Origin of the sequence: Burkholderia sp. Bp8963, from assembly GCF_003854275.1 — a bacterium.
Taxonomy (GTDB): domain Bacteria; phylum Pseudomonadota; class Gammaproteobacteria; order Burkholderiales; family Burkholderiaceae; genus Burkholderia.
In genome coordinates this window covers 27584-53739 of record NZ_QTQP01000013.1, presented here as the reverse complement: position 1 = coordinate 53739, position 26156 = coordinate 27584, and the positions used below count along the sequence as shown (strand labels likewise).

The window sequence follows — 26156 nt, the reverse complement described above, 5'->3', positions numbered from 1 at the left end:
GTCTGCTTTGCCGATGTCCAGAGCGACCCGGATCACTACAAACGAGGCACTTGGGCCTGAGTAACCTCTGCATCGACAGCGCACTCTCTCTAGTCGCTCATTTGATTGCGGAGCGCGTCAAACGCGGCCCGAACCTCGGTCACCGTCTGCTCAGGCGCTTGCAGATGCGGAAAATGGCCGAGTTCAGGGAGAATCGCGAGCTTCATGCCGCTACGGTTCGCGTACTCAACACCCATTTCCTTCTTGATATAGATATCCTGTTCGCCCCACACCAACCTCACGGGGATTTTCAGCTTTGCCATATTGGCTTCAAAGTAGTCCTGGTCGCGAGTGAAGCAGGAGTAGTAGTGGTAGAAGGCGTCAGCCGACGTGATATCACCGTCCCAGCCTTTCGCCATATCCTCCCTGAACTCCCGGGGCAATGCGTAACGCTCCTCCGTCGACATGCCGCGGAAGAATGTGTTGGCGAGAATTTCGTCACGGTTCTTGTTCATCGCGGCATGCACAACGTCAGATGAAGGTTTTGACTTCAGACCCTGCAGGCTTTCGTACATGTATTGCGGGCGGTTGAATGGAGCAAAGTCGCCAACAATGATTTCTCTGGCGATATCCGGTTGCTCCAATGCGGCCAGCAGCGCAGGCAAGGCCCCGATATCGGTCGCATAAATCACCAGGTTCGAACTGTCAATGCCAGACGTGCGGATATAGTCTTCCAGCACATGGGCATAATCCATCGGCGCATACGAGAAACGGTCCGCGGCTGGGCGCGAGGATTGTCCATAGCCCGGCCAGTCAAACGCATGCACTTCATAGTCGCTGGACAGCGATTCGGCAATCGGCTTCCACGCGTACATCGTCTCCGGAAAGCCGTGCAGGAACAATACCGTTCCCTTTGAATGCGCGGGCCGATACACCATATGACGCAGCTTGATGTCGGCATTGACCTGCACCTCGCCGACTTCAACCTTCGGCGCCGATGAGGATGACGCCGGCACAATCGTGCAAGGGGAAATACCCACGGCGACTGCCGAGGAGAGTGGCGCCTTCATTGAAAGTTTGAACATGATCGTGGCTCTCGTTTAGAAAAGCTTGCTCAACGGCTTCAGTGGACCAATTGGGAGCAGCGAGAATGTCATCAGGTGCGCTTTCCCCAAAGGAAGCTCCTCGAGCATTTCATGCGCTTGACTGACGTCGGTCATGTTCAGGATGAACACCACCCCAGGCTGGTCCTGCAGTGAGTACCACTGATCAATCGCGCCCCCGAGGTAAAGCTGCGCCGTCTCGCGGACTTCGGTCGGAAGGATGGATTGGACAAGCTGCATGTCCGTGCCCGGCGGAAAGGTGCCAATCGCCAATATCTTCGTGGTTGGCGTGGCTGGCATCGAAGTGGTGTGCGCCATGGAAACTCCAGCAGAAACGACGAGTACGGAGGCTGTCGTCAGATTAAGAAGAAGCCGTTTCATCGTGCGGCCGTGCTTCCGGTCCCGTCAGATAGCAACCGCGGAAACGCTCGTCGACGCGTTCCGCCATCAGTCTGGAAAACAGCATCGCCGATTCGAGCGGGCGATGGTTAATGACCACGGAATCCGTCTCGCCCTTGTCGTTCAGATGCGCGACGACCACCGTCTCGATCGGCATGCCCTGGATCTGGGAGCGATAGGACTCCAGATACAAACCGTCGCCAATCACGCCCTTGTAGCTGTGATGCTGGAATTCGTAGAGCGAGACCGCGTGTTTGATCACGGAAAGAACGTCGGCTCGTCCTTCGATTGGACGTTTCAGGACGGTGGCTTCGAGCGTGGCGTTTTCAGCGAGGCTCGTCAGCCAGAGCGGCGGACCGCCGGCGGGTGCCATCACGGGGGCTGTGTCGTTGAATTTCATGCTGGTGCTCCTGTTACGGTTTGCTCGTGATGCCTGCGGTAGCGGCATCGCGAGCCGCTTCGAGCGTGATGCACGCATTTTCGCGGCGGCGCCATGCGATCGGACTGGCAGGATCGTAGCCTTCCGCCTCGATGAGAATGTCGGTCAGTCCCTTGACGAGGCGTGCCTCGGCCTCGGGCGTCAAAGCGTTTTCGGGCCACAGTGCATCGATCATTGGCATGGTGTTGCTCCTGCTTTCGATTCGTTGGATGTGGCCATGATCGGGGTTTACTCGCGCGGCCATAAGTGGCAGGATCGCCATTATTCAGGGAATTTCAGACACGCAAATGGCCATCGTCCGCATCTGGGTCTATGACGGCATCCTCGCGTCCGGCGTCGCGGGTCCGGTTGACGTTTTCAGCGCAGCCAATCAGTTCCATATGCGCAAGGCCACACCGGCCGGCACCACATCCGCACCCGTGCTCGCATGGCGTGTGGAATCGCTCGACGGTCAACCCGTCACTGCCGCGTCGGGCCAGACCATTCAGGTCGACGGAAAGATCGACCCGCGCAAGCGGGCGGACGCCGTTCTGCTGACCGCACCGTTTTTCTCGAACATCGACGAGTTCATCGGGCGCCGCGAGCAGTTGAACGAGTTGTCTTCCGCGCTGAGGCGCCAACGCAAGGCCGGCGCCGTGCTGGCAGCATATTGCACCGCCAATTACCTGCTCGCCGAGGCCGGCCTGCTGGATGGCCGCGCCGCTACCACGCACTGGGCGAGAGCCGCGGACTTCGCGCGCCGCTATCCGCGAGTCGAAGTTCGCGCGCAGGAACTGATGATCGCGCAAGACGGCATCATCTCGGGCGGTTCCGTGACGTCGTATCTGAATCTCGCGGTGCAGCTTGTTGAAACACTCGCCGGCGAGGCGCTCGCCACGATGACCGCGAAGGCACTGTTGATCGACATGAATCGGACTTCGCAGGCTTCCTTTGCAACGCTTGTCGAGGAACACGGACATACCGATACCCTCGTCGCCCGTGCCCAGCAGCAGATGGAGGCTACGTTGCAGCAGGGATTCCGGCTGAGTGAGCTGGCAGCATCGCTTGCTGTGAGCGAACGCACGCTCAATCGCCGCTTCAAGGAAGCCGTCGGGCTCGCGCCGCTTACGTATCTGCAGAATCTGCGTATCGAAGTCGCGAAACGCTTACTGGAAACACGGCCAATCGGGCTGGAGGCGCTTAGTCAACGTATCGGTTATGGCGATATCAGTACATTCCGGCAATTGTTCAAGCGCAAAACCGGATTGTCTCCAAGTGAATATCAAATGCGGTTTTCGCGCGCGGCGGCGAAGAATATGGGAGACGAGCCAGGCAGCAATGGCTGAGACCTTGTGACATCACGCCATCGCCCTGGTCGTTTTCCGCCCCATCTCCGTGTATTCCAAAGTATCTACAGGAAAAGCGGATACACGCGCATACATACAGCCCGCTTCCGGACACAAGCGAGATACATTCGTCCGCTCAAATGCACCCATCTTGCAGAAGGCGTCCCGGCAAGCGATGGCCGCAGCCGGCCTTTCTCGCTCACGCTTGAAGGCAAGGTGTTGCTCAAAAGCGCAGCGAGCGGGTGGTCCTCTGCGCAGAGCCTCGTGACACGCCTCCTGGGAGAAACCGGTGCCCATGAGCTTATGAATATCGCGCGCGGTTTGCCGCCGCGTATGGTCTGAAGTTTTTCGGTCGATGTTGCAAATGCAAGTTCGACCCATGCCTGCCACGCCACCCATTTAACTAAGGAATTCTTATGAAAATCGTCAAAGTCGCCGCCGTCCAGTTCAGCCCGGTGCTCTACAGCCGTGAAGCAACCGTCGCCAAGGTCGTGGAAAAGATCCACGAGCTGGGCCAGAAGGGCGTGCAGTTCGCCACTTTCCCCGAGACGGTCGTGCCTTACTATCCGTACTTTGCGGCCGTCCAGACGGGCATCGAACTGCTGTCGGGCAGTGAACACCTGCGCCTGCTCGAACAGGCCGTAACCGTGCCCTCGACCGCCACCGATGCAATCGGAGAAGCCGCGAGAAGGGCCGGCATGGTCGTATCCATCGGCGTCAACGAGCGCGATGGCGGCACGCTCTACAACACGCAACTGCTTTTCGACGCCGACGGGACGTTGATCCAGCGCCGCCGCAAGATCACGCCGACGCATTTCGAGCGCATGATCTGGGGCCAGGGAGACGGCTCGGGCCTGCGTGCCGTCGACAGCGCAGTCGGTCGCATCGGCCAGCTCGCGTGCTTCGAGCACAACAACCCGCTCGTGCGCTACGCGATGATTGCCGACGGCGAGCAGATCCACTCGGCGATGTACCCGGGTTCGGCCTTTGGCGAGGGCTTCGCCCAGCGGATGGAGATCAACATCCGTCAGCATGCGCTCGAGTCCGGTGCTTTCGTCGTCAACGCGACGGCGTGGCTGGACGCCAACCAGCAGGCGCAGATCATGAAGGATACGGGTTGTGGTATCGGTCCGATCACGGGTGGTTGCTTCACCACGATCGTTTCGCCCGACGGCATGCTGATGGCCGAGCCGCTTCGCTCGGGTGAAGGGGAAGTCATCGTAGATCTCGACTTCACGCAAATTGACCGACGCAAGATGCTGATGGACCCGGTCGGCCACTACAACCGCCCGGAATTGCTGAGTCTGATGATCGACCGTACGCCGACCGCGCATGTTCACGAACGCGCAGTGCCCCCGATGATCGTGAACGATCAGAGTCCCGGCGATCTGCGCGCCCAGGCTGCATGATTCCAGAGAAACGCGGCATTGCCGCTCGCGTGGTCGATCATCGGCCGTGATGGCCTACCTGCATGCGCTGGGACGATATGACCGCATGACGAACGACTTTTTCGAACTCACGGGCCACAAGCCCATGCGCATGTATGACTTCGTGATGCTGTACGTCGCCGCTTCTACCCCCAACGCCACGCGCTGATCGAAGCAGGAAACCGATTCCATGTCAAACGACACGCCCCAATCCTCATCTCGCTGGCACTTCGTCGGTTTGGCCGCTGCGGCACTCGCTGCCGGTTCGCTTAGCCGGCTCGCCTTCGCCGATACGAGCACGGTAATCGGCAAGATCACGGAACCCGCTAACGGCGACAAGTCCGCGCTTCGCCCGTTCCGCGTTCACATCCCCGACTCGCGGCTCGTCGAAATGCGGCATCGCATCAAGGCCACGCGCTGGCCCGATCGCGAGACGGTGCCCGACGAATCGCAGTTGACCTGCCTGATTTCGCGAAGTGGCTCCCGACTGATCTCGTGCGGCGAGCAGCGTCGGGCAGGCGAAAACGCCCACGTGATTGAAAGCTGTATTGTTCGAGGATGCGGCGCGCATTTTCGGCATACGAGCGGCGGATTGCGGTGCGGAGCATCCAAATGACTGTCTCGGTGAGTGACGCTTCGTGGCCGATCTCGGAAGTTCGGCGCTGGGTGCCGGTCGTGCGCTGCAGCATCAGCCGCCAACTTCCGTATCCGCCCCATTACTGCCGGTCGACCCGTTGTATCCGCGGCAGCAGTTCTCAAGGTAACAACGGCCATCCGCTCGGACCTTTGATGCCCCGGTGTTTGGAAAGCGAGTCACTCTGACCCAATTTCCGGCCAGCTCGCCTCATTGACCACCAAGGCGCTTCGCATAGACACGTCCACATGAAACGCGGTTTGCTGGTTGTAGAAGACGACGTCGACGCCCTCGACGGGTTCAGAGGCAAGATGCTGGTCTATCTGACTATAATAGTCGGCCTTATATTCGGCGAAGCTGTCATCGAAGTTGATGATCAGGAAGGCGATGCGCCGCGCATTTCCACCGACGTCATAGACTTCCATTTGGCTTTTGGCCTTGCCTAGCGTGCACTTTAGCTTCTTGAGGAACTGCTCATTGAGCGAGTTCGATATGTAATCGGCCCGACCTGTATTCCGGCGATTCGCCTCGTCGTCGGAAATATTGACGGTCTTGACCTCGCACAACACCCTCCGCGTGTTCAACGTCCCTTCGAGATCCGGTGTTTCCCTTTTATTGTTTCGCGGCACGAACTGCACGTCAGAGCAACCGAGCTCGACGAGATAATTGTGCGCACGTGCCTGATTCAAAACATCGATTAACTGCTGCCATCCGCGTCCGTTAGGATCATGCAGCGTCAGGTAGGGGCGCGCCTCGCTCTTCAATGCCTCCCACGACACGGCGTCGAGCCGCTGGAACTCACGTTCACGAGCGAGCCAGATGGCTCTTGCGAGTCTATCGCCGAGGACTGTTTCAAAATCCTGAAAGTACGCGCTTGGGGCCAGTGGCTGCTCGATAAGATCTCGCAGCTCGAATACCCTAGGCATAGATGCTCGGAACATGATCTCGGTCATCAGGTTTCAGCGGAGCCACTAGTCTAACCGACCGCAATGTTTCCGCCACCGCAATCAAATCAAAATGGTCCGCCGAGGCGATCCATCGCATAGACCCGTCACCCTGTGCAGGATTAGTCGCGATGCAGATTGTGGAGGATCTTAGTGCGACCGCCTTGGCGGATGATTTGACGAAGCGGGCCCCTGTCTTGAACGACCGGTCGCAAGGCGGAAGTGACGTACGCACGGCTACGCGACAGCACAGCCCAAGGACCGTTCATGGCCGACTTTTGCCTGACGCGCGCGTTTCGCCATGGCAGCCGTTCGACCAAAGCCTTCGACAATGTTTTTTTCGCTCGGAGGCGCTCCGTCAGCTTCTCGTCGGGACGGGAAAATCCTTGCAAATACTATCGACTGCGGGGATTCAACCGGTCGCTAGCTGGCCGCCGCGCATCAGGGCGCCGCGGGCTCCGTCGCTTAGTCACCCGGCGAGATCCGCCTCTATGACGACGACCGGTCATTCACCGGCTGTGCCCCCGAAGGCTCACCCGACCTGACGTTTCGGCTTACCATGGTTGGCACAGGTGCAGGCTCCGGTAACCGTGACGGCGTCCGCACGACCACTCGTCGGCCCCATAGCGCGCACCGCGCAGCGTGGCGATCGAGCGGGAAGCAACGAGCCTCCACGATGAGGACACGAAGTGTGAGCCGGGGACGGCGCAATTTTCTTCGCAGGTCGGGTGCAGTCCCGTCCACGTTGATCCTTTTGGCCCTCGGAAATGCCAGCTATCGCCAGGCCGGTGCGGTTTCAGCCACGCCCGCCTGCATGGACGATGACCAACCGACACCGCAGCAGACGGCCGGCCCGTTCTTCCAGCCGCACTCGCCGAAACGCGCGTCGCTGCTCGAACCGGGAATCAATGGAACGAAGATCGTCCTGACCGGGAGGGTGCTGTCGACAGAATGCAGGGCAGTGTCCGGGGCATTGCTGGATTTCTGGCACGCCAATGACGCCGGAGAGTACGACGTCGAAGGGTTCCGGCTACGTGGCCACCAATTCGCCGACAGCGAGGGACGCTACCGCCTGGAGACCATCGTGCCGGGTCTCTATCCGGGACGCACGCGACACTTCCATGTGAAGGTGCAGCCGCCGAACGGACCGATCCTCACCACTCAACTGTACTTCCCCGGGGAGCCGCGCAACGCTCGCGATTTCCTGTTCGATCGCCGGCTGCTGATGACGATCGACGACCAAGGCGAGCAAAAGGCGGCCCGGTTCGATTTCGTGCTCGCGTAGTGCAATTCTTCCTGACGGCGGTGGCGCTGACATGGTGGGTGCCCGGAGTCGCGTGTTCCGGATGAGGCAACTTGATGTTGATACGGATGCGCAGTCGCAGCAAGCACGAGCAAGCAGGTCGCTGACCGGTGCGTAGTCAGACAAGCACGCAATCCGCAGTGGTGTCAGCGAGCCATGAGCCCTCATGGGTCACGGCCGACTTGCGCAAGGCAGTCTACGACCACGTGCTTGGGATGAGTCCGTAATTCTTCGAGACTACGCAGAGCGGCGAGGTGCTTTCGTGTGTAACCGCAATCCATAGGGTTTCCATCCTATGTATCGAATGGCCACTACAGGTAAGCTGAATTGAAGCAGAATAAGCAGGGAAAAATTTATGCAGACCCTATACGAATTGCTCGGGGTCCGGGGAACAGCTTCCGCAACAGAACTTAAGGTTGCGTATCGGCGCGCCGCCATGAAGTGGCATCCAGACCGCAATCTGGACCATCCCACTGAAGCTGCTACGCGGTTCATCGAAATCCACGCTGCGTATCAAGTGCTATCGGACACGGCGCGCCGCGACCAGTACGATGCGTCGTTGCGAGAGTCAGCTGCAGCCGGTAACGCCGAGGCCTACCTGCGGGAATCCAGGAGAGCGTACGCGCAGGAAATGCGCGAGGCTCGGGCACGGAAATCCAGGGAGGCTCGGGCTCGACGGCAGCAGGCGTGTGTTGCGGCGTGCGGCGCTGTCGTCGCGTCTGTCATGTTTTTCGCGCCTCGGGGCACGATGGACAGGAGGCCGCAGTGGACGTCGGTAGAGATGGTGCGGCCTGCAGCACAACCGGCCGCAGCGGTGGACGCGTCACTGCGGGGAGCGAGATCGAGAGGTTTATTGAAGCAAGGCGAATTCGTGGATAGCGCTTCCCGTAGCGAGGGGACCCAAAACATCGCGCCCGCGCTGTAGGCCAAGCCTTCGAAAGTATTACACTGAGCTGGCCATTCAGTCAGGCCCCTGCGACGATGGCGCTTGCCAGTGCGTGTGCCGGACGCGCCTGGCCGTCAAGCCGCTTACCGCCACGTCGCGTGCACTACGCGCCAGCACACGCTTGGCAGCCGCGCCGGGGATGGAATTTTCATGGTCGCGAACACCCTGTGTCACTGCCGGCAGATACCTGCTGTCTCGAGAACCTCATGACACCCATGCCATACTCATCGGCATGCCGGTCGCGAGATCTGAGCCCATGAAACACGTCGCCGCTTTGCTGCTATTGACCGCTGCTGTCGAGGTATCCCTCGCGGTGACCTGGGACTACCTCCTGACAGTTGAGGAGACGTGCAACATTGACGCGCCCGGTTTGTGTTTTCAGACGCTGTTCTGGCTGGTTGACTCGGGGGCAAGCTGGCAAGAAAGGGCGGCTCCAGCTCTCCCCCAACGCCCACCGGCCCTCCGTCAGCCATTGGCGACTGTCAGGCGATTGGGACATGAATTGTGACGGAGGCGGAGAACTGGACCGCACGGTCTTCAATTGAATCAGGTCTGCAGTCTACGGGCATCCCGCCGGGTCTGTGAAAAAGGGCACGGGAGCTTCCGTACTTTGGAGTTTGGACAACCCGAGCTTCAGACAAGAGAGCCACGACTCGCTCGTTTGGCCGGTCCCGGCCAACAGGCGACCTTCGTGGGCAACGGGGTTCGGACATTCAGACGTCCGTTGCGCCCTGGATGCGGCCATTTAAATCGCGAGCACAGCCTGAGAGCCACCTGAGGGATGGCTGGCAAGCAATGCAGCGCAGCGCTCCCGTAGAAAGGCATGCAACTCGTTAATCGCCGGCGTTAGTTGCGCGCGGTGCGCACAAATCAAGTGCAACGGCGCAGGCTCGCAATACTCCGGCGGAAATAACTCCATCAGTCGCCCAGCCCTCAGATCGTCGATGAGGTCCAGTCGCGACTTATAGATAAGGCCTTCCCCGGCTATCGCCCAGCGACGAACCGCATCGGCATCGTCGCTGATGCGATTACCAGTGACCGCCACGGTGCGGTCGCCGCCGGGCGGGGTAAAGCGCCAGCGCTCATGTATCTGCTCGCTCCATACGTACCGAAGGCAGTTGTGTCGCCGCAGGTCGTCGACTTTGGCCGGTGCACCATGCCGTTCGAGGTAGGACGGCGCGGCACACAATGCGCGCCGGTTGTTGTCGACCAACTTCATGGCCAGAAGAGACGAATCCGGCAGCGCTCCGTAGCGCACGACTGCATCCAGCGGCTGGCGGATAAGGTCGGCCGCACGGTCGCTCATTTTCAGGTGCAGCGACAAACCAGGGTGCCTGTGCTGAAAATCATCCAGCCACGGCAACAGCAGGTTTCGACCAAAGTCAGACGGAGCGGACAGCCGCAGCGGGCCGGCCAGCACCCCCCGGCCGTTTGCCAGGGCCTGCTGGCCTTGCTCCAGCGCACCAATCATGGCCCGCGCATGCGGCAGGTAACGCTCTCCAGCCTCCGACAGTTGCATGCTTCGCGTGGACCGCGTGAACAGGCGCGTGTCCAACGCCTTCTCGAGCCGCTGCACAGATGCACTCGCGTGTGCCGGCGCGATATTCAGCTGGCGCGCCGCCTCCGAGAAGCTGCCGTAGTCCACCGTGTGCACGAAGATCTGAACGTCATCGAGTCGAATCATTTTCGTTGAAATGCCGAAATTGTTTGGGCTCGGCGGGTATTTATCCGCATACCGACGAAAGATAACATGGTCTCAATCACCCTTGGAGACCATGTGTATGAAAGCCATCGGCTTCTATCAGAACCATCCCATCAGCCACCCGCAGGCGCTGCAGGATATCGAGCTGCCCACGCCGGAACTGCGCGACCATGATCTGCTGGTAGAAGTGAAAGCGGTATCGGTCAACCCGGTCGATACCAAAATCCGGCGCGGTGGCGATATTCCGGAAGTCGGTGCGCGCATCGCCGGCTGGGACGCGGCGGGAATCGTCCGCGCGACCGGTCCGCTGGCCACGCGCTTCAAGGCAGGCGACCGTGTTTGGTACGCGGGCGATATTAAGCGACCCGGCAGCAACAGCGAACTGCACGCCGTGGACGAACGCGTCGTCGGACCCATGCCGACATCACTGGATTTCGCAGAGGCCGCTTCGTTGCCGCTGACCACGATCACCGCGTGGGAGCTGCTGTTCGACCGTCTGCGTGTTCAGGCGGCGGACCCGACCGACAACAACGTGCTGCTCGTGATCGGAGCGGCGGGCGGCGTCGGCTCGATTCTGACCCAACTGGCGCGTGAGCTGACCGGTATGACCGTCATCGGCACGGCCTCGCGACCGGAAACCCGCGAGTGGGTGCTGGCTCATGGCGCGCATTACGTCCTCGATCACCATCAACCCTGGGCAGCCCAGTTGGCCGCGCTCGGTATCGAGCACGTCACCCATGTTGCCGGGTTGAACAACAGCGCTGCCTATGTGACTCAAATCGCGGCCGTGCTGCGCCCGGAAGGCCAGTTCGCCCTCATCGACGACCCGGTGGGTCTGGACATCGGGCCGTTCAAGGGGAAATCCATCTCGATTCACTGGGAGCTGATGTTCACTCGCGCGATGTTCACCACCGACACCCTCGCACGGCAACACGCCTTGCTGCGCCGCGCGGCGCAGCTGGTTGACCAGGGCCGCCTCAAGCACACCCTGACCCGACGCATTGACGGCATCAACGCCGCAGGTCTCATCGAAGCGCATGCGCTGGTCGAGGCCGGCAACATGATCGGCAAGGTCGTCGTCGCCAACCATTGAACCCTTCTGACAAGGACATTAACATGACATCGCCAATCATCAGCACGACAACGATCAGCCTGGAAGCCGCACAAGCGTTGATGGCCGAAGCGCGCCGCGCGTGCGCCGCGCGAGGATTCGCCGCGACAATTGCGATTACCGATGCAGGCGGTCACCTGCGCGCTTTCGAGCGCGCCGATACCGCGCCGTTCCTGACCGTTGACGTCGCCATCGACAAGGCATGGACCGCCGCGTCGTTCGGCATGGCCACGCACCAATGGAATCAGTACATGGCCGAACCTACCGTTGCCCCGCTGGCGCACCATCCGCGGCTGATGCCGGTCGGCGGTGGCGTACCGATCTTTCACGAAGGGCGTCTGATCGGGGGCATCGGTGTTTCTGGCGGAACATCGGCTCAAGACCACGAGGCCGCTGAGGAAGCGCTGCGCCACGCAGGGTTTAACCAGTAAGCCTGGGCCGTTGAGCGATCGCCTTGCCGTCAATCGACAAACGTTCCACAACGGCGGAACCGTTGCTCGCGAGGGACCGGCCCGGACGGCCGGATCTCTCCGATAACTGCCGTTGAAGCTCTGGCGGCTCGAACGGCGGCTGCGGGTCGAGGAGCGACCACCCGACAAAGTGCAAACTTGATCTCCCTTCAAATGAAAGGAGATTGTCATGGAAACGCAAAGAGCACCTGCCGGTCATCGCGTGCCATGGAACAAGGGCAAACTCACTGGACAAAAACCACCGTTGAAGCTCCGGGAGATCTGGGCGATTCGGACACGGCTCCAGATGTCATCAAACGTTCGTGAACTGGCGCTGTTCAACCTCGCGATTGATAGCAAGCTCCGGGCGTGCGACCTGACGCGACTGCAGGTGCAAGACGTCTGTCAAGGAAGTCACGTGGGCTCCCGGGCGACAGTCATGCAGCAGAAAACGCAGCGGCCCGTGCAGTTCGAGATTATGGAGCAGACTCGCCAGAGCCTCGAGGCTTGGATCACGGTGCGCGGATTAAAGCCTGTCGACTATCTGTTTCCAAGTCGGCAGCATGCTTCGCCGCATCTTTCGACTCGGCAATACGCCCGGTTTGTACATCGATGGGTTGCGTCCATTGGACTCGACGACACGGCGTACGGCACGCACACCATGCGGCGCACAAAGGCGTCGTGATCTACCGGCGCACGAAAAATCTTCGGGCGGTGCAGTTGTTACTCGGACACACGAAACTGGAAAGCACGGTCCGATACCTCGGCATCGAGGTAGATGATTCTCTTGAAATGGCGGAACAAACCGAAGTATGAATGCACTGACGGCCGGCGAGCGGTCGCTTGCCGGCCATCTCCGGTCATAGCCAAGGGCAACAAGTTCCCTCCACGAATGGCCGGTCATGCTGCCGAAGGAGACCCTCAGCGCCTGCGGCACGTGGACAGCAGGTCGCCTTGATAGAACGGTCGGGGTTGAGCTCTCGGGCAGTCGAGCTGCTATCCGGTGGCTGATCCAGCGGTGTGCGCACTCCGGTGGCGGATTGCGATCCACCTGGATTATTCTCTTGGTCGCGCCTGGACACGCACGCCCGTTGCCACCAAGCTACCCCAGCGAAAACCCGTTTGGCGAGCTTCTATTCCTATAATAAGAACGTTTATTAATGAGGCGGTAACCTTAGCGACGTAAATCGGCATTTCGTAAGAAATTTAGCTATTTTTTATTGCAAACAAAGCACAGATTCGCCTTGTAATCCGTCAAACGCGTGCCTATGTTAAAACAATAATGAAGAAGTATGCTCACCTACAGTGGTGGGCTTTTTGTGTCCGGGGTAGTCGGTAGTTAACCAAGAGAAGGAAAGCGGCGACTATGGACACTTGCTTCCAGCATGCACTCTAGACACCCCTCAGTAGCGCCATGCGCCTCCATCCCCAAGCGCATCCGCTTGCCTGTACGGCCAATCCTGAGCGCCGGGTGATGTTACGCCTGCGCCTTTGCTTTCCCTTTGGTGAGTCAATGGGCGTTACCCGGCACGTCGTGCGAAGCCAGTCTTCCAACGCCAACAACATTGCGTGAAATCCACATCGCCGCAACGAATTTTTCCTATAGAGGACGGTGTCCTGGTGGGGGGAATAGCGAGTGCGGCATCGTATCGTTGAGGAGCTGCCATGCTTACTTCGAGATTTAAGGATCGGCCGGTCCACTTCGCATCAATGCAGGTACTCACCGCAGCACTACTTTTTTACGCCGCCGTGAGCGGTGCCTATGCTTCGAGCCATCGCGAGGCGCCGCTAATTGCGGAGATGCCGAAGGTAGATGGCACCGACTTCTACATGTTCAACAGCTATGAACCGAACCGACACGGCTATGTGACGTTGATCGCCAACTACTCGCCTTTGGAGGATGCCTACGGCGGCCCTAATTATTTTGCCCTCGACCCTGATGCGCTTTACGAAATTCACATCGACAATGTCGGCGATGCCAGAGCACACCTGACGTTTCAATTTCGTTTCCAGAATACAGTGCGCAATGTCGCACTGAACGTCGGCGGCAAGCAGGTGGCGATTCCCCTCGTTCAGGCGGGCCCGGTGTCAGCGGGCGATTCAGCGAATCTAAACGTCGACGAAACGTACACGCTTAAAGTGTTGCGTGGCACCGGTCACGACCGTTCTGTCGAAGTAGTCACAGGCACCGGCGGCATTACGACGTTCACCAAACCAACGGACTTCATAGGGACCAAGACGTTTGGCAGCGTAAGTGGTTATGCCCTCTACGCACGACAATATGTGTACACGATCAACATTCCGGGGTGTCGAGCTCCGGGTCGCGTCTTTGTGGGCCAGCGAAAGGAATCGTTTGCGGTGGCGCTCGGCAAGACGTTTGACTTGCTCAATCTAAATCCTCTGGGCCCCCGAAACGGTAACCAGAACGATTTGGCCGACAAGAACATCACCTCTCTCGCGCTCGAGGTACCGACCCAATGTCTGATAGGCGAGGGCGGTTCCCCGGTCATCGGCGGCTGGACGACGTCAAGCATTCGCCGGGATAGGCTGCTTGCGTTGAATCCGGGTAGCGCTAACAGCACGCCAGAAAAATCAGAGGGAGGCTGGGCGCAAGTTTCCCGGCTCGGCATGCCACTGGTCAACGAACTCGTGATCGGCCTGAAGGACAAGGACAAATTCAACAATTCAAAGCCCGTGAACGATGGGCAGTTTGCCGAATATGTGACGAATCCCACGCTACCGGCGCTGATCGAGAGTCTTTTTCCCGCGGCCAAAGCGCCAACGAATTTCCCGCGCCTCGATCTGGTTTTCACGTTCCTTACTGGATTTCAGGGACTCAATCAGCTAAGAACGGTCACACCGTCCGAAATGTTGCGTTTAAATACGTCTATTCCACCCACACCCAGAGGCAGCCAGAAGAATCTGGGCGTCCTGGCTGGCGACAACGCTGGCTTTCCAAACGGACGGCGGCCAGGGGACGACGTCGTCACGGCATCACTCAGGGTGGTGATAGGCCTGCTGTGCACATTCAATAAGCCTGGAATTTTCGGCTGCTCGCCGTCCGACGCGCCAGCCGGCACGGCGCCGCTGACAGACGGCGCAGCAATCGACGACAGCGTATTCGACAATTCTTTTCCTTATCTGACCACGCCGATCCCAGGTGCGATCAACTGATGACGACTAGCAAGCGTAACCGGTATGACTTGGATCAAGGTGCTACGGGCCTATCGTTCGAACCTAACCGCGGTCGCTAGAAGGGAGACCAGCGTGCGACGCGTTCTGTGTGGAGCATGTCTCTTCGCTGGGTTGGCGGGCACCTTGACGGACGCCGCTCCCGTGCGGCCACAACAGGACTCACAGGTGCTGGAAACGCTCCCGCCCCGTGCGCACGATGCACTAAATTCGGCGATCGCGAGCCTGCACGCAGCACAGGCTGCGGGCGGCCACAACTTCAACCTTGCGGCCGAGCTTGCGAAGCGCCACCTAGAGCGCTTTCGGCGCGATCAAGACCCGCGAGACCTGGGCCAGGCCGAGGCTGCAATCGAACCGTGGCTGAGACAGCCAAACCCGCCGCCGCGCGCATTGGTGTTGCGTGCCAGCGTTAGACAAAGCAATCATCTTTTCGCGGGCGCGCTCGACGATCTGGAACACGCAATTCGCGAACAGCCCGGTAATCAGGATGCCTGGCTGATTCGTGCGAATATCCTGCAAGTGCAAGGCCGCTACTTGGAGGCCAAGCAGAGTTGCGGTCGGCTCATATTAACCAGTACCGTCATCGCAGGGATCTGCCTCGCCAATGTAGCGGCGGTCAGTGGCATGCCAGAACAGGCTTATTTCCTTCTGCAACGTCTTGCGGCCCAGGTGCCTCCGACAGATTCGATCTATCCCTGGCTGCTGCTGAATCAAGCCGAAACGGCGCTCTGGATAGGCAGGCAGGAAGATGCCGAACGATTCTTTCGCAACGCGCTTGCCGCCAATCCGCGCGACGCGTACCTCAGAGCAGCCTGGGCTGATTTTTTGCTTGAACAGAATCGGCCAAAGGAGGTCGTTGCCTTGTTAGCAGGCGACATTCGCAACGACAATCTACTCCTTCGCCTGGCGCTCGCAGAGAAGCAGATAGGGCTGAATGCAGATTTGGAGCGTCATGTCGAAGACTTGCGGAGCCGGTTCGCGGCGTCCGCCGAGCGGGGGGATCGCGTGCACTTGCGCGAGGAAGCCATTTTTAATCTGAAACTCCTTAACGACCCGGGAAAAGCGCTTAGCCTGGCTGAGGCCGATTGGCAGGTTCAAAAGGAAGTGGCGGATTGCCGGATTTTGATGGAGGCGGCAATTGCCGCCCGGCAGCCCGCCCGTGCCGCTCCCGCGATGAGATGGCTGAAGACTGCACGATTGCGCGCTCCGGCCTTGACGAGACTCGAAGCGCGGTTAGCATGCCTTGTCTTTGGGCCTGGCCTCGCGATGCAGGCGACACGCAGCGGCTCGTCAACATGAAACGGTCAGCGTCCGCGTGGCTTGCGCTCCTCATGCTGTGCTGGGCCGCCGCGGTGCATGCGCACAAGCCAAGTGACAGTTACTTGACGCTAACAGTCAGCGATAAAACGATTGCGGGCCGATGGGATATCGCACTTCGCGACCTGGATAACCCGCTCATTCTCGATGCCGACGGGGACGGCACGCTGACGTGGGGCGAGGTCCGGATCCGCGAGGCAGACATTAAGACGTATGCTTTCACGCGGATCAAGCTTACGGGTGACGGGAGAGCGTGCGTGATTCATCCGGGCGACCTGCTGATCGACCGTCACAGCGACGGCGCGTACGCGGTTCTGGAATTCAATGCCGATTGCCCAGCTCGACCGACCCGGATAGGGATCGACTATCGTCTATTCGCCGACGTGGACACACTGCACAAAGGCCTCGTGCACGTTGTGAGCAACGGCGCCACGACCACGGCTATCCTTGGTCTTAGTCATCCGACCGAGATCCTGGACGCACGTGGGAAGGGGTTAGGGCGCATCTTCATCGATTTCGTCGCGGAGGGCATCTGGCACATCTGGCGCGGCGTCGACCATGCCCTCTTCCTCTTGTCACTGCTGTTGCCGGCAGCTTGCGTCTTGCACGGAAAAAAATGGTACCCTGCCGACTCTCCAGGTGCCGTGGCGATCGAGGTATTGAAGCTCGTCACCGCGTTCACGGCGGCGCATGCAATCACGCTGTCACTTGCCACGCTACACGACATGGCGTTGCCGTCGCGGTGGGTGGAAGTCGCTATCGCTGTGACGATTCTGCTTTCCGCTCTCAACAATATTGTTCCGCTGGTGCGAATGCGCCGCTGGCTGGTCACGTTTGCTTTTGGCTTGATCCACGGCTTCGGCTTCGCAAGCGTGCTCACCAGCATGGCTCTCCCGACATCCCATCTGGCGGTCGCGCTTGCCGGGTTCAATATTGGTGTGGAATTGGGGCAGATCACGATGGTTTTGTTGCTGTTACCCATTCTGTACATCTATCGCTCAAGTCGTTGGTTTCGCGTGGTTACGCTATACGGCGGATCGACCGCCATCACGGCTTTCGCAACAATGTGGATTTATGAACGAACGACCGGACTGGCGGTGCTTGCACTCTAGAGAGACCACCGACGGCCATGGAGATGGTGGCTTCAGGACAGCAGCAAAGACCGTGGACTGAGACTCAGCACGAGAAGACCAATGGCTGCGGCCCAGCTGCCCGCGACGCGCACAGCAATGGCAATCCAGGAGGGACGTAGCCGCAATAGGAACGATGTCGCTGCAACCGTGTAGGCGATCTGGATGAAACTCGCGAACACCAAGCCCGCTATGAAAACGACTGGGCGGATTTGGCCAACGATGACTAACCCGTTTGCGTACCCGTGGGTCAGGCCAACAACGACGGCCAGAATGAAAATCAGCCATGAAGGAAGCCTGAATGCAGCCGCTAGGAGGGAACCCAGCAGCACGGCCGAGAGAATGTTGGATAGAAATATACCGTGCAGATCCGTCATCGAAAGGGCGATGCGCGCACCGGCCGCAAAGGCGGCCGGAAACGCCCAAAGCACGAATTCGCATCGCTTCAGACCGTTCTGTCCCGCGAGAGCGCCGAGTGCCAGCATGGGCAACACATGCTCCGGCGACGTCAGCGGATGCAGCATCCCGGCGTAAAAGTCTCCCGCGCCTTGATATACGGCGTGCGCTTTGGCTGACAGAACAAACGTCAGCAAAAGCAGACCGCAAGCTGCTGGCTGGGCCACCCGGTGCAACGCACGCATGCGTCACGCTCCTCGAATCGCGTTCGTGAGGAAATACACGCCGCAGCCGGAAATGAGGGCTCCGCCAACTCTTAGTACGAAGCTGCCGGCTTTCCAGCGATTGACCGTGCCGATCAGGATGCCAAGGCCGTGAAGTGTGCCAGTGGCGGCGACGAAACCGATCGCATAGGTCATCGGATTCGCGAATCCGGGCAGTTCCGCGCCGTGTGCGTGTCCATGGCAGATGGCAAACAGAGTAACCAGCAGACCCGCGAACCAGAGCGGCGGAGTCAAGGCAAGCGCGACCGCCGCGCCGAGCGACAGTGCTGATAATGCAATGCCGACCTCTATCCCGGGAATCGACACCCCCAGGCCACCGAGAATAGCGCCGAAGGCCATGACGATCGGGAATGTGACCGGGAGCAGCCAGATCGCGGGCCTCCCCAACTGTGCCCCCCACAATCCGACTGCAATCATTGCGACGACATGATCGAGGCCGGAAATCGGATGTTTGAATCCGGCGAGCAAGCCACCGGATATGTCACCTTGCCCAGTATGCGCGAATGCGATGACGGGACCAAGAGACGCGCAGGCAAATATCAGTCCCCCATGGAGCGCACGTCGCATGTCGAAAGTCAGCATGATCCTCTCGCGGGCCCACACGTGAAAAGCACCGGACTCCGCACAGATCGGGGGGGACTTTCCGGCCTCATGTACGCGTCCGTTTGGGCGATTCCCGTCGCCTGTCTCGCGTTCTTCACTATAGGTCGCTTGCAGTGAGTCGCCAACGTCTCCCCGATATATCTGGGTGAGCGGCGAGTGGAGGTGCCGGCTTGGCGCGGGCGACTCGGCCACCCTCGCGCGGCCCTGCACGCATCGAGGTCGAGATCGAGTGCACTGGCCGAGATCGCGATCCCCGACGTCACGCAGGACATCACCAGATGCGCGCACTGTGGCAGGCTACGGTCGCCGTGCAGCTTGATGACGTCGTGCACGTGAAGACCCAGACGCAGCGGGCAATCGCCGCAGCCGACTCCGCACGCACCGATGCCGAGTTACGCGTTGAGTTGCTGCGTCACTTGCGCGCACGCGCGAATCACTCGAATTTCAACGTAGACCATGGCGGACACGCCAACGAGGCAGCTTCGGCCGAGAAGCCGCTGCGATCTCGGTGTAAACGGATGTCCGTTTGACTTTGGAAGCGGCCCTTGCACGCGTTAGATCACGTATGACCGGAGAGGGTCGTCTGCCGTCCTTGCCGTCGATCGCGCGGTTCAGTGAGACGGGTGATGTGCCGTGATCGACCAGATGCAACTGGTAGCGCCGTAGTCCTCGACGGTGGCTGTCCCAGGCGAGCGCTCGAGAAACCGGGCGACTCGCGCACGATGCGCAGATACAGGGGAGTCGGTGTCGAAAATAGATGAGTCGGTGTCGGAAGCGTACAAGCCCCAGCAACGCTTTGGGACTAAGGTGATGAACCCCTTATCCGATCATTTGGAGCTGACATGTCTGATTTCATCACCGTCTTGCGCGAAACCTGCCCGACTCCGGTCGTTGACGCCACCAAGTGGAAGCGCATCGGCGGCGATCCGCACACCGTGAACCTCAACGCTTACCTCTCCAAGGACGGCAGCAAGATCATGGGCACCTGGATCTGCACACCGGGCAAGTTCGAGGTGAACTACGAGAAATGGGAGTACTGCCACTTTCTCGACGGCTACTGCATTATCACGCCGGAAGGCGAGGAGCCGGTGCACCTGAAGGCCGGCGATGTGTTCGTGATTGAACCCGGCATGAAAGGGACCTGGGAGGTGGTGGAGACGGTGCGCAAGTACTTCGTCTTCGCCTGAGCAGGCTTATAGATTCGAAACTCTGCCGACCGAACGTCCGTTGCCGCATAGCTGATACACCAGTGACTCAATGTTCCCGCTGGCGAGTAACACAGGAGGGCGGTGGTGCCGGGCGCTTCGAAGCGGCAGTAGCGACATATTCGGCAGGTAGCTGGGGGCCAGCGCAAACCAGCGCGCTACCCGCCTCGCTGCGCACCCAGCCCCGCCCGCTCCAGGCGGCATGCGACTTTAGGCGCTAGTGATGAGGGCGGGCGATGTCCGCGCCGAGCTCTTCGCCCATATGCGGCGTATCGGCCGCCGTCGTTCAGTCCGGCTCGATGATCTGCGCAGCCAAGGGCACCAGACGGTCCACTACACGCGCACACTCGGCGCCAAACTTGCCGGATGGGAATATCCGGACGGCGACGGCTATGTGTCGCTGCCGTTGCCAGGCGCGATGCAGGTCAACAGTGTGCAGGCCTATCATGCAGCGGGGCTTGCGGGCATCGGGTTGATCCAGGCGGGGTATTCGGCGCTCGCGCATCACATCGAACGCGGCGCGTCTGTCGCAATCAGCCATGTCCGCGTCGCCTGGACATAAAACCTTCACGCCCACTCCGCCGTTAATTCGTTCGTCACCCGGAACCACAACGCGTTGCGACGCAGCGCCCGCCGTTCGTGATCCGGAAACCCTATCCGCCGCTGGCTGCCCCCAGCCTCGGCCAAGAGACCCCTCATGCGAAAACAACTCACTATCCGCGGCGGGCTTGTCGCGACCATCGCCGGCTACACGGTGCTGCTCGTGATGGTGGTCGGTGCGTGCATCGCCGCCCTCTATGTGGGCAATGGTTCGCTCGAAGCCATGTACCGCGACGACACCGCATCGTTGCTGCACCTGAAGACAAGCTCCGAGCGAATGCTCGTCCTGCGCGAACGCATGAGCGATGTCGCACAAATCATCAGTGCCGGCCAGTCCGCCAAGGACGAGATCGCGCAACTCCACACGCTCCTCGCGCAGAGCAATGACGAACTGGCGGCCTACGCGCGCCTGCACCCGCGCGATGCCGACGAGCAGACGCTTTTCGAGACGCTCCAGAACAACCGCCGCGCACTGCTTGACCAGGTCTTCCTGAGGGCGCTGTCGCAGCTCGACCGCGACGATGGTTTCAATTTCCTCGACACGCAGCGCGCCGCGCCGCCGGCGCTGTTCGCTGCCTACCAGCACGCAATCGAGGCGCTGGAAGCATTCCAGGTCGCACGCGAAAAGGCCCGCTACGAGATGGCCACTGCGCATTTCCACCGGGTCGTCTGGGGGATGGCCGCGGTGGCCGCGTTCGCGCTCGCCGTCGGTGTCTTCGCGCAGCGCTCGCTCGCGAAGGCCATCGTCGAGCCAATCAATCTGGCTGTCGACCATTTCGAAAGAATTTCGAAAGGCGATCTGACTGGCACGGTCGTCATTTCCCGCGACAACGAGATGGCCTATCTGCTGAACGCGCTCAAGCAGATGCAGGCCGGCCTCATCGAAACCGTGAACAAGGTGCGCGCGAGCACGGACACGATCGTCGGCGACGTCCGCGCGATCGCCAGCGGCAACGTCGATCTGTCCGCGCGCACCGAGCAGCAGGCCGTGTCGCTGCAGCAGGCCGCGGCGAGCGTCGAGCAACTGACGGCGGCCGTGCGCCAGAATGCGGACAACGCCCGCGACGCACGCACCTATGTCGAGGGCGCCGCCGGCATCGCGTCGCGTGGCGGGGAGGCGATGCGGCGCGTCGTCGAGATGATGTCGGCGATCTCGGAGAGTTCCGCGCGGATCTCGGGCATCGTCGGCGTCATCGAGAGTATTGCGTTCCAGACGAACATCCTCGCGTTGAACGCGGCCGTCGAAGCGGCGCGCGCTGGCGAGCAAGGGCGCGGTTTTGCGGTTGTCGCGACAGAGGTTCGCGGACTCGCGCAGCGATGTGCGTCGGCTGCGAAGGAAATCAAGGAGTTGATTGGTCATTCTGTGCGGCGCGTCGAGGACGGCGGTGGGCTCGTCGCGCTGGCCGGCTCGACGATGGCCGAACTCGTCGCCGCGGTCGAGCGCGTCAATGCAGTCATGAGCGAAATCAGCAACGCGTCTGAGGAACAGTCTTCGGGCATCGAGCAGGTGAATGCGACGGTGACGCAGATGGAGCAGACGATGCAACGCAATGCATCGCTCGTCGAGGAGGCAGCGGCTGTGGCGCTGTCGCTCGAGGAGCAGAGTTCGCGGCTCAACGACGCGGTGGCGCAATTTCGTATTCGCGACGAGGTATTCGCGTGACGGCTGGGTGTCGGGCCGGGAAGCGTCCCTCCCCGGACGATCGGGCGTGGCCTCTACAGCCGTGAACGTCCGGTTTCGCCGTAAGCGGAGGCGTGCTTTCGACCCATCTGCGCCATGGGCGACGTCAGTATCAACGTCTGCAGTTCGCCCCAAAACGGCCACCTAACTCTCGTAAGCGCGCTTTCTCGAAGTCGGAAACAGCAATGAAAGAGCCGCGGTACGCCCTAATGGAGGAGCCTGTGTGTCCTAGCGTAAGAGCTCGACTATCACGACATCAGTGTCGTCTCGCGCCCTCAGCACGAGCCGAGCTTCATCGCGAATGGCAATGCCATCGCGTCGCGCCAGCCTGATCGGTCCTACGTCCAGTTGCCCATGATCCGCTACCAGATAAGCCGAACCGGGCATCGGCAAAACGTGCTGCATCGCCGTGCCTTCGCGTAGCGTCGCGATACGCACACGTGCGTCGGCGTGAATGGGCAACGCGCCGGCGCGGACATCCGCCGGATCGCCGCTCGCCAGCGTAACGAATCGGCCCTCGCGACATCCGGGCGAACATACTCGCGTCGCGCAGCGCGGTGTACTCGCAGGTGTGTGCGGACGGAGCCAGATCTGGAACTGCCGCGCGGGTAGATTTTCCTCGTTGCGCTCGGCGTGATGGATCGCTGCGCCGGCACTTATCACATGGACGGAGTCGGCGACCAGACGGGCGCGATTGCCCGTGTCGTCTTCGTAGGTGATGGCGCCCGAACGCACCCACGTGACGATCTCGACGTGACGGTGAGCACGCGGGCCGAGGCCCGAGTGCGGCGCGAATTCAACGTCGCTCCACATATAGAGTGGACCGAGCGGCGCATGGTCGGCGTGCCCGGAGTCGCCCGCGCGGAAATGCTGGCGGACATCAACCGAGCCGCGCCGGATTGCGCCAAGCGCAAGAAACGGCCGATGTTCAATCATGACGGCGCTCGATTCGAGGGCGCCGGGCGTGGGTCGCGATCCTCGAAGACCGCGTCCACAGCACCCCGCGCGCCCGAGCCACGCTCAGATCTGCTGCTGGCCGCCATCGACGAACAATTCGATGCCATTCACGAAGCTCGCGTCGTCCGAGGCCAGGAACAGCGCCGCGCTCGCGATCTCGCCCGGCTCGCCAAGGCGCCCCATCGGAATCAGTGCCGCCAGATAATCGGCAAGCCCCTGCCGCTGAGCCGCATCGTCACCGGCGAGATCGAGCAGGCCCGGCGTGCGGGTCGCGCCCGGGCTGATCGTGTTCACGCGGATGCGTCGCTCCTTGAGGTCGAGAATCCAGCTGCGCGCGAAGGCGCGCACCGCCGCCTTCGAAGCCGAGTACACGCTGAACGCAGCGGTACCCGCGCTACCGGCTGTCGAGCCGGTAAGAATCACCGATGCACCATCGGCCAGCAGCGGCAGCGCCTTCTGCACGGTGAACAGCACGCCCTTCACGTTTCGGTCGAAGGTGTCGTCGTAGTGCGCTTCGGTGATGCTGCCAAGCGGCAGCATCGAACCGCCGCCGGCGTTCACGAACAGCACGTCCAGGCGCCCCTGTTCTTCCTTGATTTGCGCATACAGCGCATCGAGTTCGTCGAGCTTCGTGGAGTCGGAACGCACGCCGGTTGCCTTGCCGCCGGCTGCGCGAATCCCTTCCACGGCGGCATCGAGTTCGGCCTGCCGGCGGCCCGTGAGATAGACGTGCGCACCGTCAGCCGCGAAGCGTTGGGCGGTGGCCAGGCCGATGCCGCTGGTTGCGCCGGTGACGAGTGCGATCTTGTTGTCGAGTTTGCGTGCCATGGTATTGCTCCTTTCGTTGGTCAGGTGTTTGCGTTGGGTGTTACGTGCTGCGATGTGAGGAGAATATCGACGGCTCGATATTTTCGAAATAGAATCAATCACAATCAAACGTTGCATAAATGCAAAGATGAGGGGAAATGGCGCAGCTACCTGATTTCGAAGGGCTCGCGATGTTCGCGAAGGTGGCCGAGCACGGATCGTTTGCGGCTGCGGCGCGCGCGACCGGGGTGTCGGTCGCTACCGTCTCGCGCGGTGTGGCGCGTCTGGAGGAGCGGCTCGGCGCGCGGCTGTTCAATCGCACGTCGCGCCAGCTCTCGTTGACCGAGTTCGGCCGGACGATCAGCGAGAAAGCCGGCGAGATCTATCGCCAGGCCGAGGAGGCGGAAAGCTCGGCGCGCGAGATGTCGGTGCAGCCCCGCGGGCTGGTGCGTCTGGCCGTGCCGATGTCGTTCGGGCTGCGCTGGGTTGCGCCGCTGCTGCCGGGTTTCTTTCGCGCGTATCCGGAGGTGTCGATCGACCTGCATTTATCGGATGCATCGGTCGATCTGATCGCCGACGGGTTCGACGCGGCATTGCGGATCGCCGCGCTGCCGGATTCGTCGCTGGTCGCGCGTCGGCTGTGCGCGGTCACGCAATTCGTGGTGGCGTCGCCGGAATATCTGAGGCGCGAAGGACGGCCCACGCATCCGCGCGAGTTGGCGGATCGCTCCTGTCTCTCGTACGCGTACCGCGCGCGTAGCGCTGTATGGCGCTTCACGAACGACGCAGGTGAGGAGGAGCCGGTGATGCCGACAGGCCCGCTACGCGTGACGAACTCCGATGCGCTGTTGCCCACGCTACTCGACGGCCTTGCGATCGCCGAACTGCCTGAATTCATCGCAGGCGAATATCTGGCCGATGGTCGTCTCGAAGCGATCCTCACCGACTGGTCGCTGACGAAGGGCGGTCTTTACTTCGTCACGCCATCGGCACGCGCGCGGCCCGCGAAAGTCGCGGCGCTGTCGGAGTACTTTGCCGAGCACCTTTCCGAGCCGACATGGCGATGGCCGAAATGATGCATCGGCGTAGTTGATCAGCCGGCGCCCATCATTGCATTCATGCAATGATGGGTTTCGAACGATTCTATTTCGCAAACACTGTCCGATCCGTATTCTCCTTTCCACCGGCTGCCCGACATCGCATCGCAAGCCACTCAACCAAACGAAAGGAGAATCACGATGAACACGCAAGCCACCCCAAACACGCCCGATACCGAGACTGTCGCCTTCCTCGACGCGCTGACCAGCACCTCCGGCCCGGCAATCGAGACGCTCACGCCCGCCGAAGCGCGCGAAGTCCTGGCAGGCGCCCAGCGCAGCGCGCCGGTTGACATCTCGGGCATCGACGTCACGCGCCGTACGATCGAGCAGGACGGTCTGGCCGTGTCGCTTGTCGTCGTCAAGCCGCAGGATTCACGCGGTGCGCTGCCCGTGTTCATGTTCTTCCACGGCGGTGGCTGGATTCTCGGCGACTATCCGACGCATGAGCGTCTCGTGCGGGACCTCGTTGTCCAGTCGGGTTCGGCGGCGGTGTTCGTCGAATACACGCCTTCGCCCGAAGCACGCTACCCCGTCGCGATCAACGAAGCCTATGCCGCGACGAAGTGGGTTGCCGCACATGGCGCGGAGATCGGCGTCGATGGTGCGCGGCTGGCAGTCGTCGGTAACAGCGTGGGTGGCAACATGGCCGCGGTCGTCAGCCAGATGGCGAAGGACCGTCAAGGTCCGGCAATTCGCTTCCAGGGCCTCATGTGGCCGGTGACTAACCACGTGTTCGACAATGCCTCGTACGACGCCTTCGCAAATGGCTACTTCCTGAGCCGCGACATGATGAAGTGGTTCTGGAATGCCTATACGACGGACGAAAGCGAGCGCAACGAACGCTACGCATCGCCGCTGCGCGCTTCGCTCGACGCATTGAAGGGCTTGCCGCCGGCGCTCATCCAGACGGCACAGTTCGACGTGCTGCGCGATGAAGGTGAGGCATACGGATATCGGCTCGACCAGGCGGGCAACGACGTGACGACGACCCAGTACAAAGGCACGATTCACGACTTCGGCCTGCTCAACGTGCTTGCTGCCGACGCACCGACGCGTGCCGCGATGCAACAGATGGCGACTGCCTTGAAGACGCATCTGCAATGAATCGCATCCTCTAATACCT

At 60.8% G+C, this 26156-nt stretch carries 25 protein-coding genes and 4 pseudogenes; 18 read left to right on the top strand and 11 right to left on the bottom strand.

Annotated features, from left to right (window positions below):
- Nucleotides 1-89: 89 nt before the first annotated feature.
- The 4 genes and pseudogenes from DID96_RS13435 to DID96_RS13420 form a co-directional block, all read right to left on the bottom strand.
- Entirely contained in the window at nucleotides 90-1064 is a 975-nt protein-coding gene (locus DID96_RS13435; RefSeq protein WP_124599798.1) for an alpha/beta fold hydrolase, read from the bottom strand.
- A 15-nt stretch (nucleotides 1065-1079) separates the two neighbouring features.
- Complete coding sequence (locus DID96_RS13430; RefSeq protein ID WP_124599797.1) at nucleotides 1080-1400, bottom strand: hypothetical protein; 321 nt, start codon at nucleotides 1398-1400, stop codon at nucleotides 1080-1082.
- A gap of 43 nt (nucleotides 1401-1443) precedes the next feature.
- Entirely contained in the window at nucleotides 1444-1881 is a 438-nt protein-coding gene (locus DID96_RS13425; protein ID WP_124599796.1) for a hypothetical protein, read from the bottom strand.
- 88 nt (nucleotides 1882-1969) lie between these two features.
- Nucleotides 1970-2101 (bottom strand): annotated as a pseudogene (locus tag DID96_RS13420) (Tautomerase enzyme); the annotation flags it as partial.
- Between the two features lie 106 nt (nucleotides 2102-2207).
- Between DID96_RS13420 and DID96_RS13415 the strand changes: the two are divergent.
- The 4 genes and pseudogenes from DID96_RS13415 to DID96_RS13405 all read left to right on the top strand — a co-directional run.
- Nucleotides 2208-3245, top strand: coding sequence for a GlxA family transcriptional regulator (locus DID96_RS13415; protein ID WP_124599795.1), 1038 nt, complete (start codon nucleotides 2208-2210; stop codon nucleotides 3243-3245).
- A 416-nt stretch (nucleotides 3246-3661) separates the two neighbouring features.
- Nucleotides 3662-4654: a carbon-nitrogen hydrolase family protein gene (locus DID96_RS13410; protein WP_124599794.1), complete on the top strand. Its 993-nt coding sequence runs from the start codon at nucleotides 3662-3664 to the stop codon at nucleotides 4652-4654.
- A 46-nt stretch (nucleotides 4655-4700) separates the two neighbouring features.
- Nucleotides 4701-4841: a hypothetical protein gene (locus DID96_RS38295; protein WP_185732254.1), complete on the top strand. Its 141-nt coding sequence runs from the start codon at nucleotides 4701-4703 to the stop codon at nucleotides 4839-4841.
- Between the two features lie 21 nt (nucleotides 4842-4862).
- Nucleotides 4863-5126, top strand: a pseudogene (locus tag DID96_RS13405) (epoxide hydrolase); the annotation flags it as partial.
- Between the two features lie 359 nt (nucleotides 5127-5485).
- On the opposite strand, the gene DID96_RS13400 reads toward DID96_RS13405, so the two are convergent.
- Entirely contained in the window at nucleotides 5486-6259 is a 774-nt protein-coding gene (locus DID96_RS13400; protein WP_124599793.1) for a hypothetical protein, read from the bottom strand.
- 805 nt (nucleotides 6260-7064) lie between these two features.
- Between DID96_RS13400 and DID96_RS13395 the strand changes: the two genes are divergently transcribed.
- Both DID96_RS13395 and DID96_RS39555 read left to right on the top strand, forming a co-directional pair.
- Nucleotides 7065-7535, top strand: a complete 471-nt coding sequence (locus DID96_RS13395; RefSeq protein WP_260463887.1) for an intradiol ring-cleavage dioxygenase — start codon at nucleotides 7065-7067, stop codon at nucleotides 7533-7535.
- Nucleotides 7536-7908: 373 nt separating this feature from the next.
- Nucleotides 7909-8478 (top strand): J domain-containing protein, encoded by a 570-nt coding sequence (locus DID96_RS39555; protein WP_124599791.1) that lies wholly within the window; start codon nucleotides 7909-7911, stop codon nucleotides 8476-8478.
- 766 nt (nucleotides 8479-9244) lie between these two features.
- Here the strand turns inward: DID96_RS39555 and DID96_RS13385 are convergent.
- Nucleotides 9245-10183 carry a LysR family transcriptional regulator gene (locus DID96_RS13385; protein WP_124599790.1) on the bottom strand — a complete coding sequence of 313 codons (939 nt, stop codon included), beginning with the start codon at nucleotides 10181-10183 and terminating at the stop codon, nucleotides 9245-9247.
- 97 nt (nucleotides 10184-10280) lie between these two features.
- Here DID96_RS13385 and DID96_RS13380 point away from each other — a divergent pair, with 97 nt between their 5' ends.
- The 6 genes and pseudogenes from DID96_RS13380 (at nucleotide 10281) to DID96_RS13355 (ending at nucleotide 17382) form a co-directional block, all read left to right on the top strand.
- On the top strand, nucleotides 10281-11294 hold the full coding sequence (locus DID96_RS13380; RefSeq protein ID WP_124599789.1) for a zinc-binding alcohol dehydrogenase family protein: 1014 nt from the start codon (nucleotides 10281-10283) through the stop codon (nucleotides 11292-11294).
- 23 nt (nucleotides 11295-11317) lie between these two features.
- The gene (locus DID96_RS13375) at nucleotides 11318-11743 is read left to right on the top strand and encodes a heme-binding protein (protein ID WP_124599788.1); all 426 of its coding nucleotides are present in this window, start codon (nucleotides 11318-11320) and stop codon (nucleotides 11741-11743) included.
- Between the two features lie 208 nt (nucleotides 11744-11951).
- Nucleotides 11952-12577: pseudogene (locus DID96_RS13370) on the top strand (tyrosine-type recombinase/integrase).
- Nucleotides 12578-13426: 849 nt separating this feature from the next.
- A complete protein-coding gene (locus DID96_RS13365; protein WP_409333776.1) occupies nucleotides 13427-14935 on the top strand; it encodes a DUF4331 domain-containing protein in 1509 nt (502 codons plus the stop codon).
- A 186-nt stretch (nucleotides 14936-15121) separates the two neighbouring features.
- Nucleotides 15122-16252 (top strand): hypothetical protein, encoded by a 1131-nt coding sequence (locus DID96_RS13360; RefSeq protein ID WP_124599787.1) that lies wholly within the window; start codon nucleotides 15122-15124, stop codon nucleotides 16250-16252.
- Nucleotides 16253-16284: 32 nt separating this feature from the next.
- On the top strand, nucleotides 16285-17382 hold the full coding sequence (locus DID96_RS13355; protein ID WP_260463886.1) for a HupE/UreJ family protein: 1098 nt from the start codon (nucleotides 16285-16287) through the stop codon (nucleotides 17380-17382).
- Between the two features lie 32 nt (nucleotides 17383-17414).
- Here DID96_RS13355 and DID96_RS13350 read toward each other — a convergent pair whose 3' ends face one another.
- Together DID96_RS13350 and DID96_RS13345 are read right to left on the bottom strand one after the other, a co-directional pair.
- Entirely contained in the window at nucleotides 17415-18041 is a 627-nt protein-coding gene (locus DID96_RS13350; protein ID WP_124599785.1) for a HupE/UreJ family protein, read from the bottom strand.
- A 3-nt stretch (nucleotides 18042-18044) separates the two neighbouring features.
- Nucleotides 18045-18662, bottom strand: coding sequence for a HupE/UreJ family protein (locus DID96_RS13345; RefSeq protein WP_260463885.1), 618 nt, complete (start codon nucleotides 18660-18662; stop codon nucleotides 18045-18047).
- A gap of 299 nt (nucleotides 18663-18961) precedes the next feature.
- Between DID96_RS13345 and DID96_RS38885 the strand changes: the two genes are divergently transcribed.
- The gene (locus DID96_RS38885; RefSeq protein WP_260463884.1) at nucleotides 18962-19213 is read left to right on the top strand and encodes a hypothetical protein; all 252 of its coding nucleotides are present in this window, start codon (nucleotides 18962-18964) and stop codon (nucleotides 19211-19213) included.
- 64 nt (nucleotides 19214-19277) lie between these two features.
- Here the strand turns inward: DID96_RS38885 and DID96_RS38880 are convergent.
- A pseudogene (locus DID96_RS38880) lies at nucleotides 19278-19419 on the bottom strand (integrase); the annotation flags it as partial.
- 106 nt (nucleotides 19420-19525) lie between these two features.
- Here DID96_RS38880 and DID96_RS13330 point away from each other — a divergent pair.
- From DID96_RS13330 to DID96_RS13320, 3 genes are all read left to right on the top strand, one after another.
- Nucleotides 19526-19870: a cupin domain-containing protein gene (locus tag DID96_RS13330; protein ID WP_024302566.1), complete on the top strand. Its 345-nt coding sequence runs from the start codon at nucleotides 19526-19528 to the stop codon at nucleotides 19868-19870.
- 241 nt (nucleotides 19871-20111) lie between these two features.
- Entirely contained in the window at nucleotides 20112-20450 is a 339-nt protein-coding gene (locus DID96_RS13325) for a hypothetical protein (protein ID WP_260463883.1), read from the top strand.
- Between the two features lie 135 nt (nucleotides 20451-20585).
- Nucleotides 20586-22151 carry a methyl-accepting chemotaxis protein gene (locus tag DID96_RS13320; RefSeq protein WP_124599784.1) on the top strand — a complete coding sequence of 522 codons (1566 nt, stop codon included), beginning with the start codon at nucleotides 20586-20588 and terminating at the stop codon, nucleotides 22149-22151.
- A 246-nt stretch (nucleotides 22152-22397) separates the two neighbouring features.
- Here DID96_RS13320 and DID96_RS13315 read toward each other — a convergent pair whose 3' ends face one another.
- Together DID96_RS13315 and DID96_RS13310 are read right to left on the bottom strand one after the other, a co-directional pair.
- On the bottom strand, nucleotides 22398-23105 hold the full coding sequence (locus DID96_RS13315; protein ID WP_124599783.1) for a pirin family protein: 708 nt from the start codon (nucleotides 23103-23105) through the stop codon (nucleotides 22398-22400).
- 84 nt (nucleotides 23106-23189) lie between these two features.
- Nucleotides 23190-23954 carry an SDR family NAD(P)-dependent oxidoreductase gene (locus tag DID96_RS13310; RefSeq protein ID WP_124599884.1) on the bottom strand — a complete coding sequence of 255 codons (765 nt, stop codon included), beginning with the start codon at nucleotides 23952-23954 and terminating at the stop codon, nucleotides 23190-23192.
- 137 nt (nucleotides 23955-24091) lie between these two features.
- Between DID96_RS13310 and DID96_RS13305 the strand changes: the two genes are divergently transcribed.
- Nucleotides 24092-25009: a LysR family transcriptional regulator gene (locus tag DID96_RS13305; RefSeq protein ID WP_124599782.1), complete on the top strand. Its 918-nt coding sequence runs from the start codon at nucleotides 24092-24094 to the stop codon at nucleotides 25007-25009.
- A gap of 162 nt (nucleotides 25010-25171) precedes the next feature.
- Nucleotides 25172-26137: an alpha/beta hydrolase gene (locus DID96_RS13300; protein ID WP_124599781.1), complete on the top strand. Its 966-nt coding sequence runs from the start codon at nucleotides 25172-25174 to the stop codon at nucleotides 26135-26137.
- The last annotated feature ends 19 nt before the right edge of the window (nucleotides 26138-26156 follow it).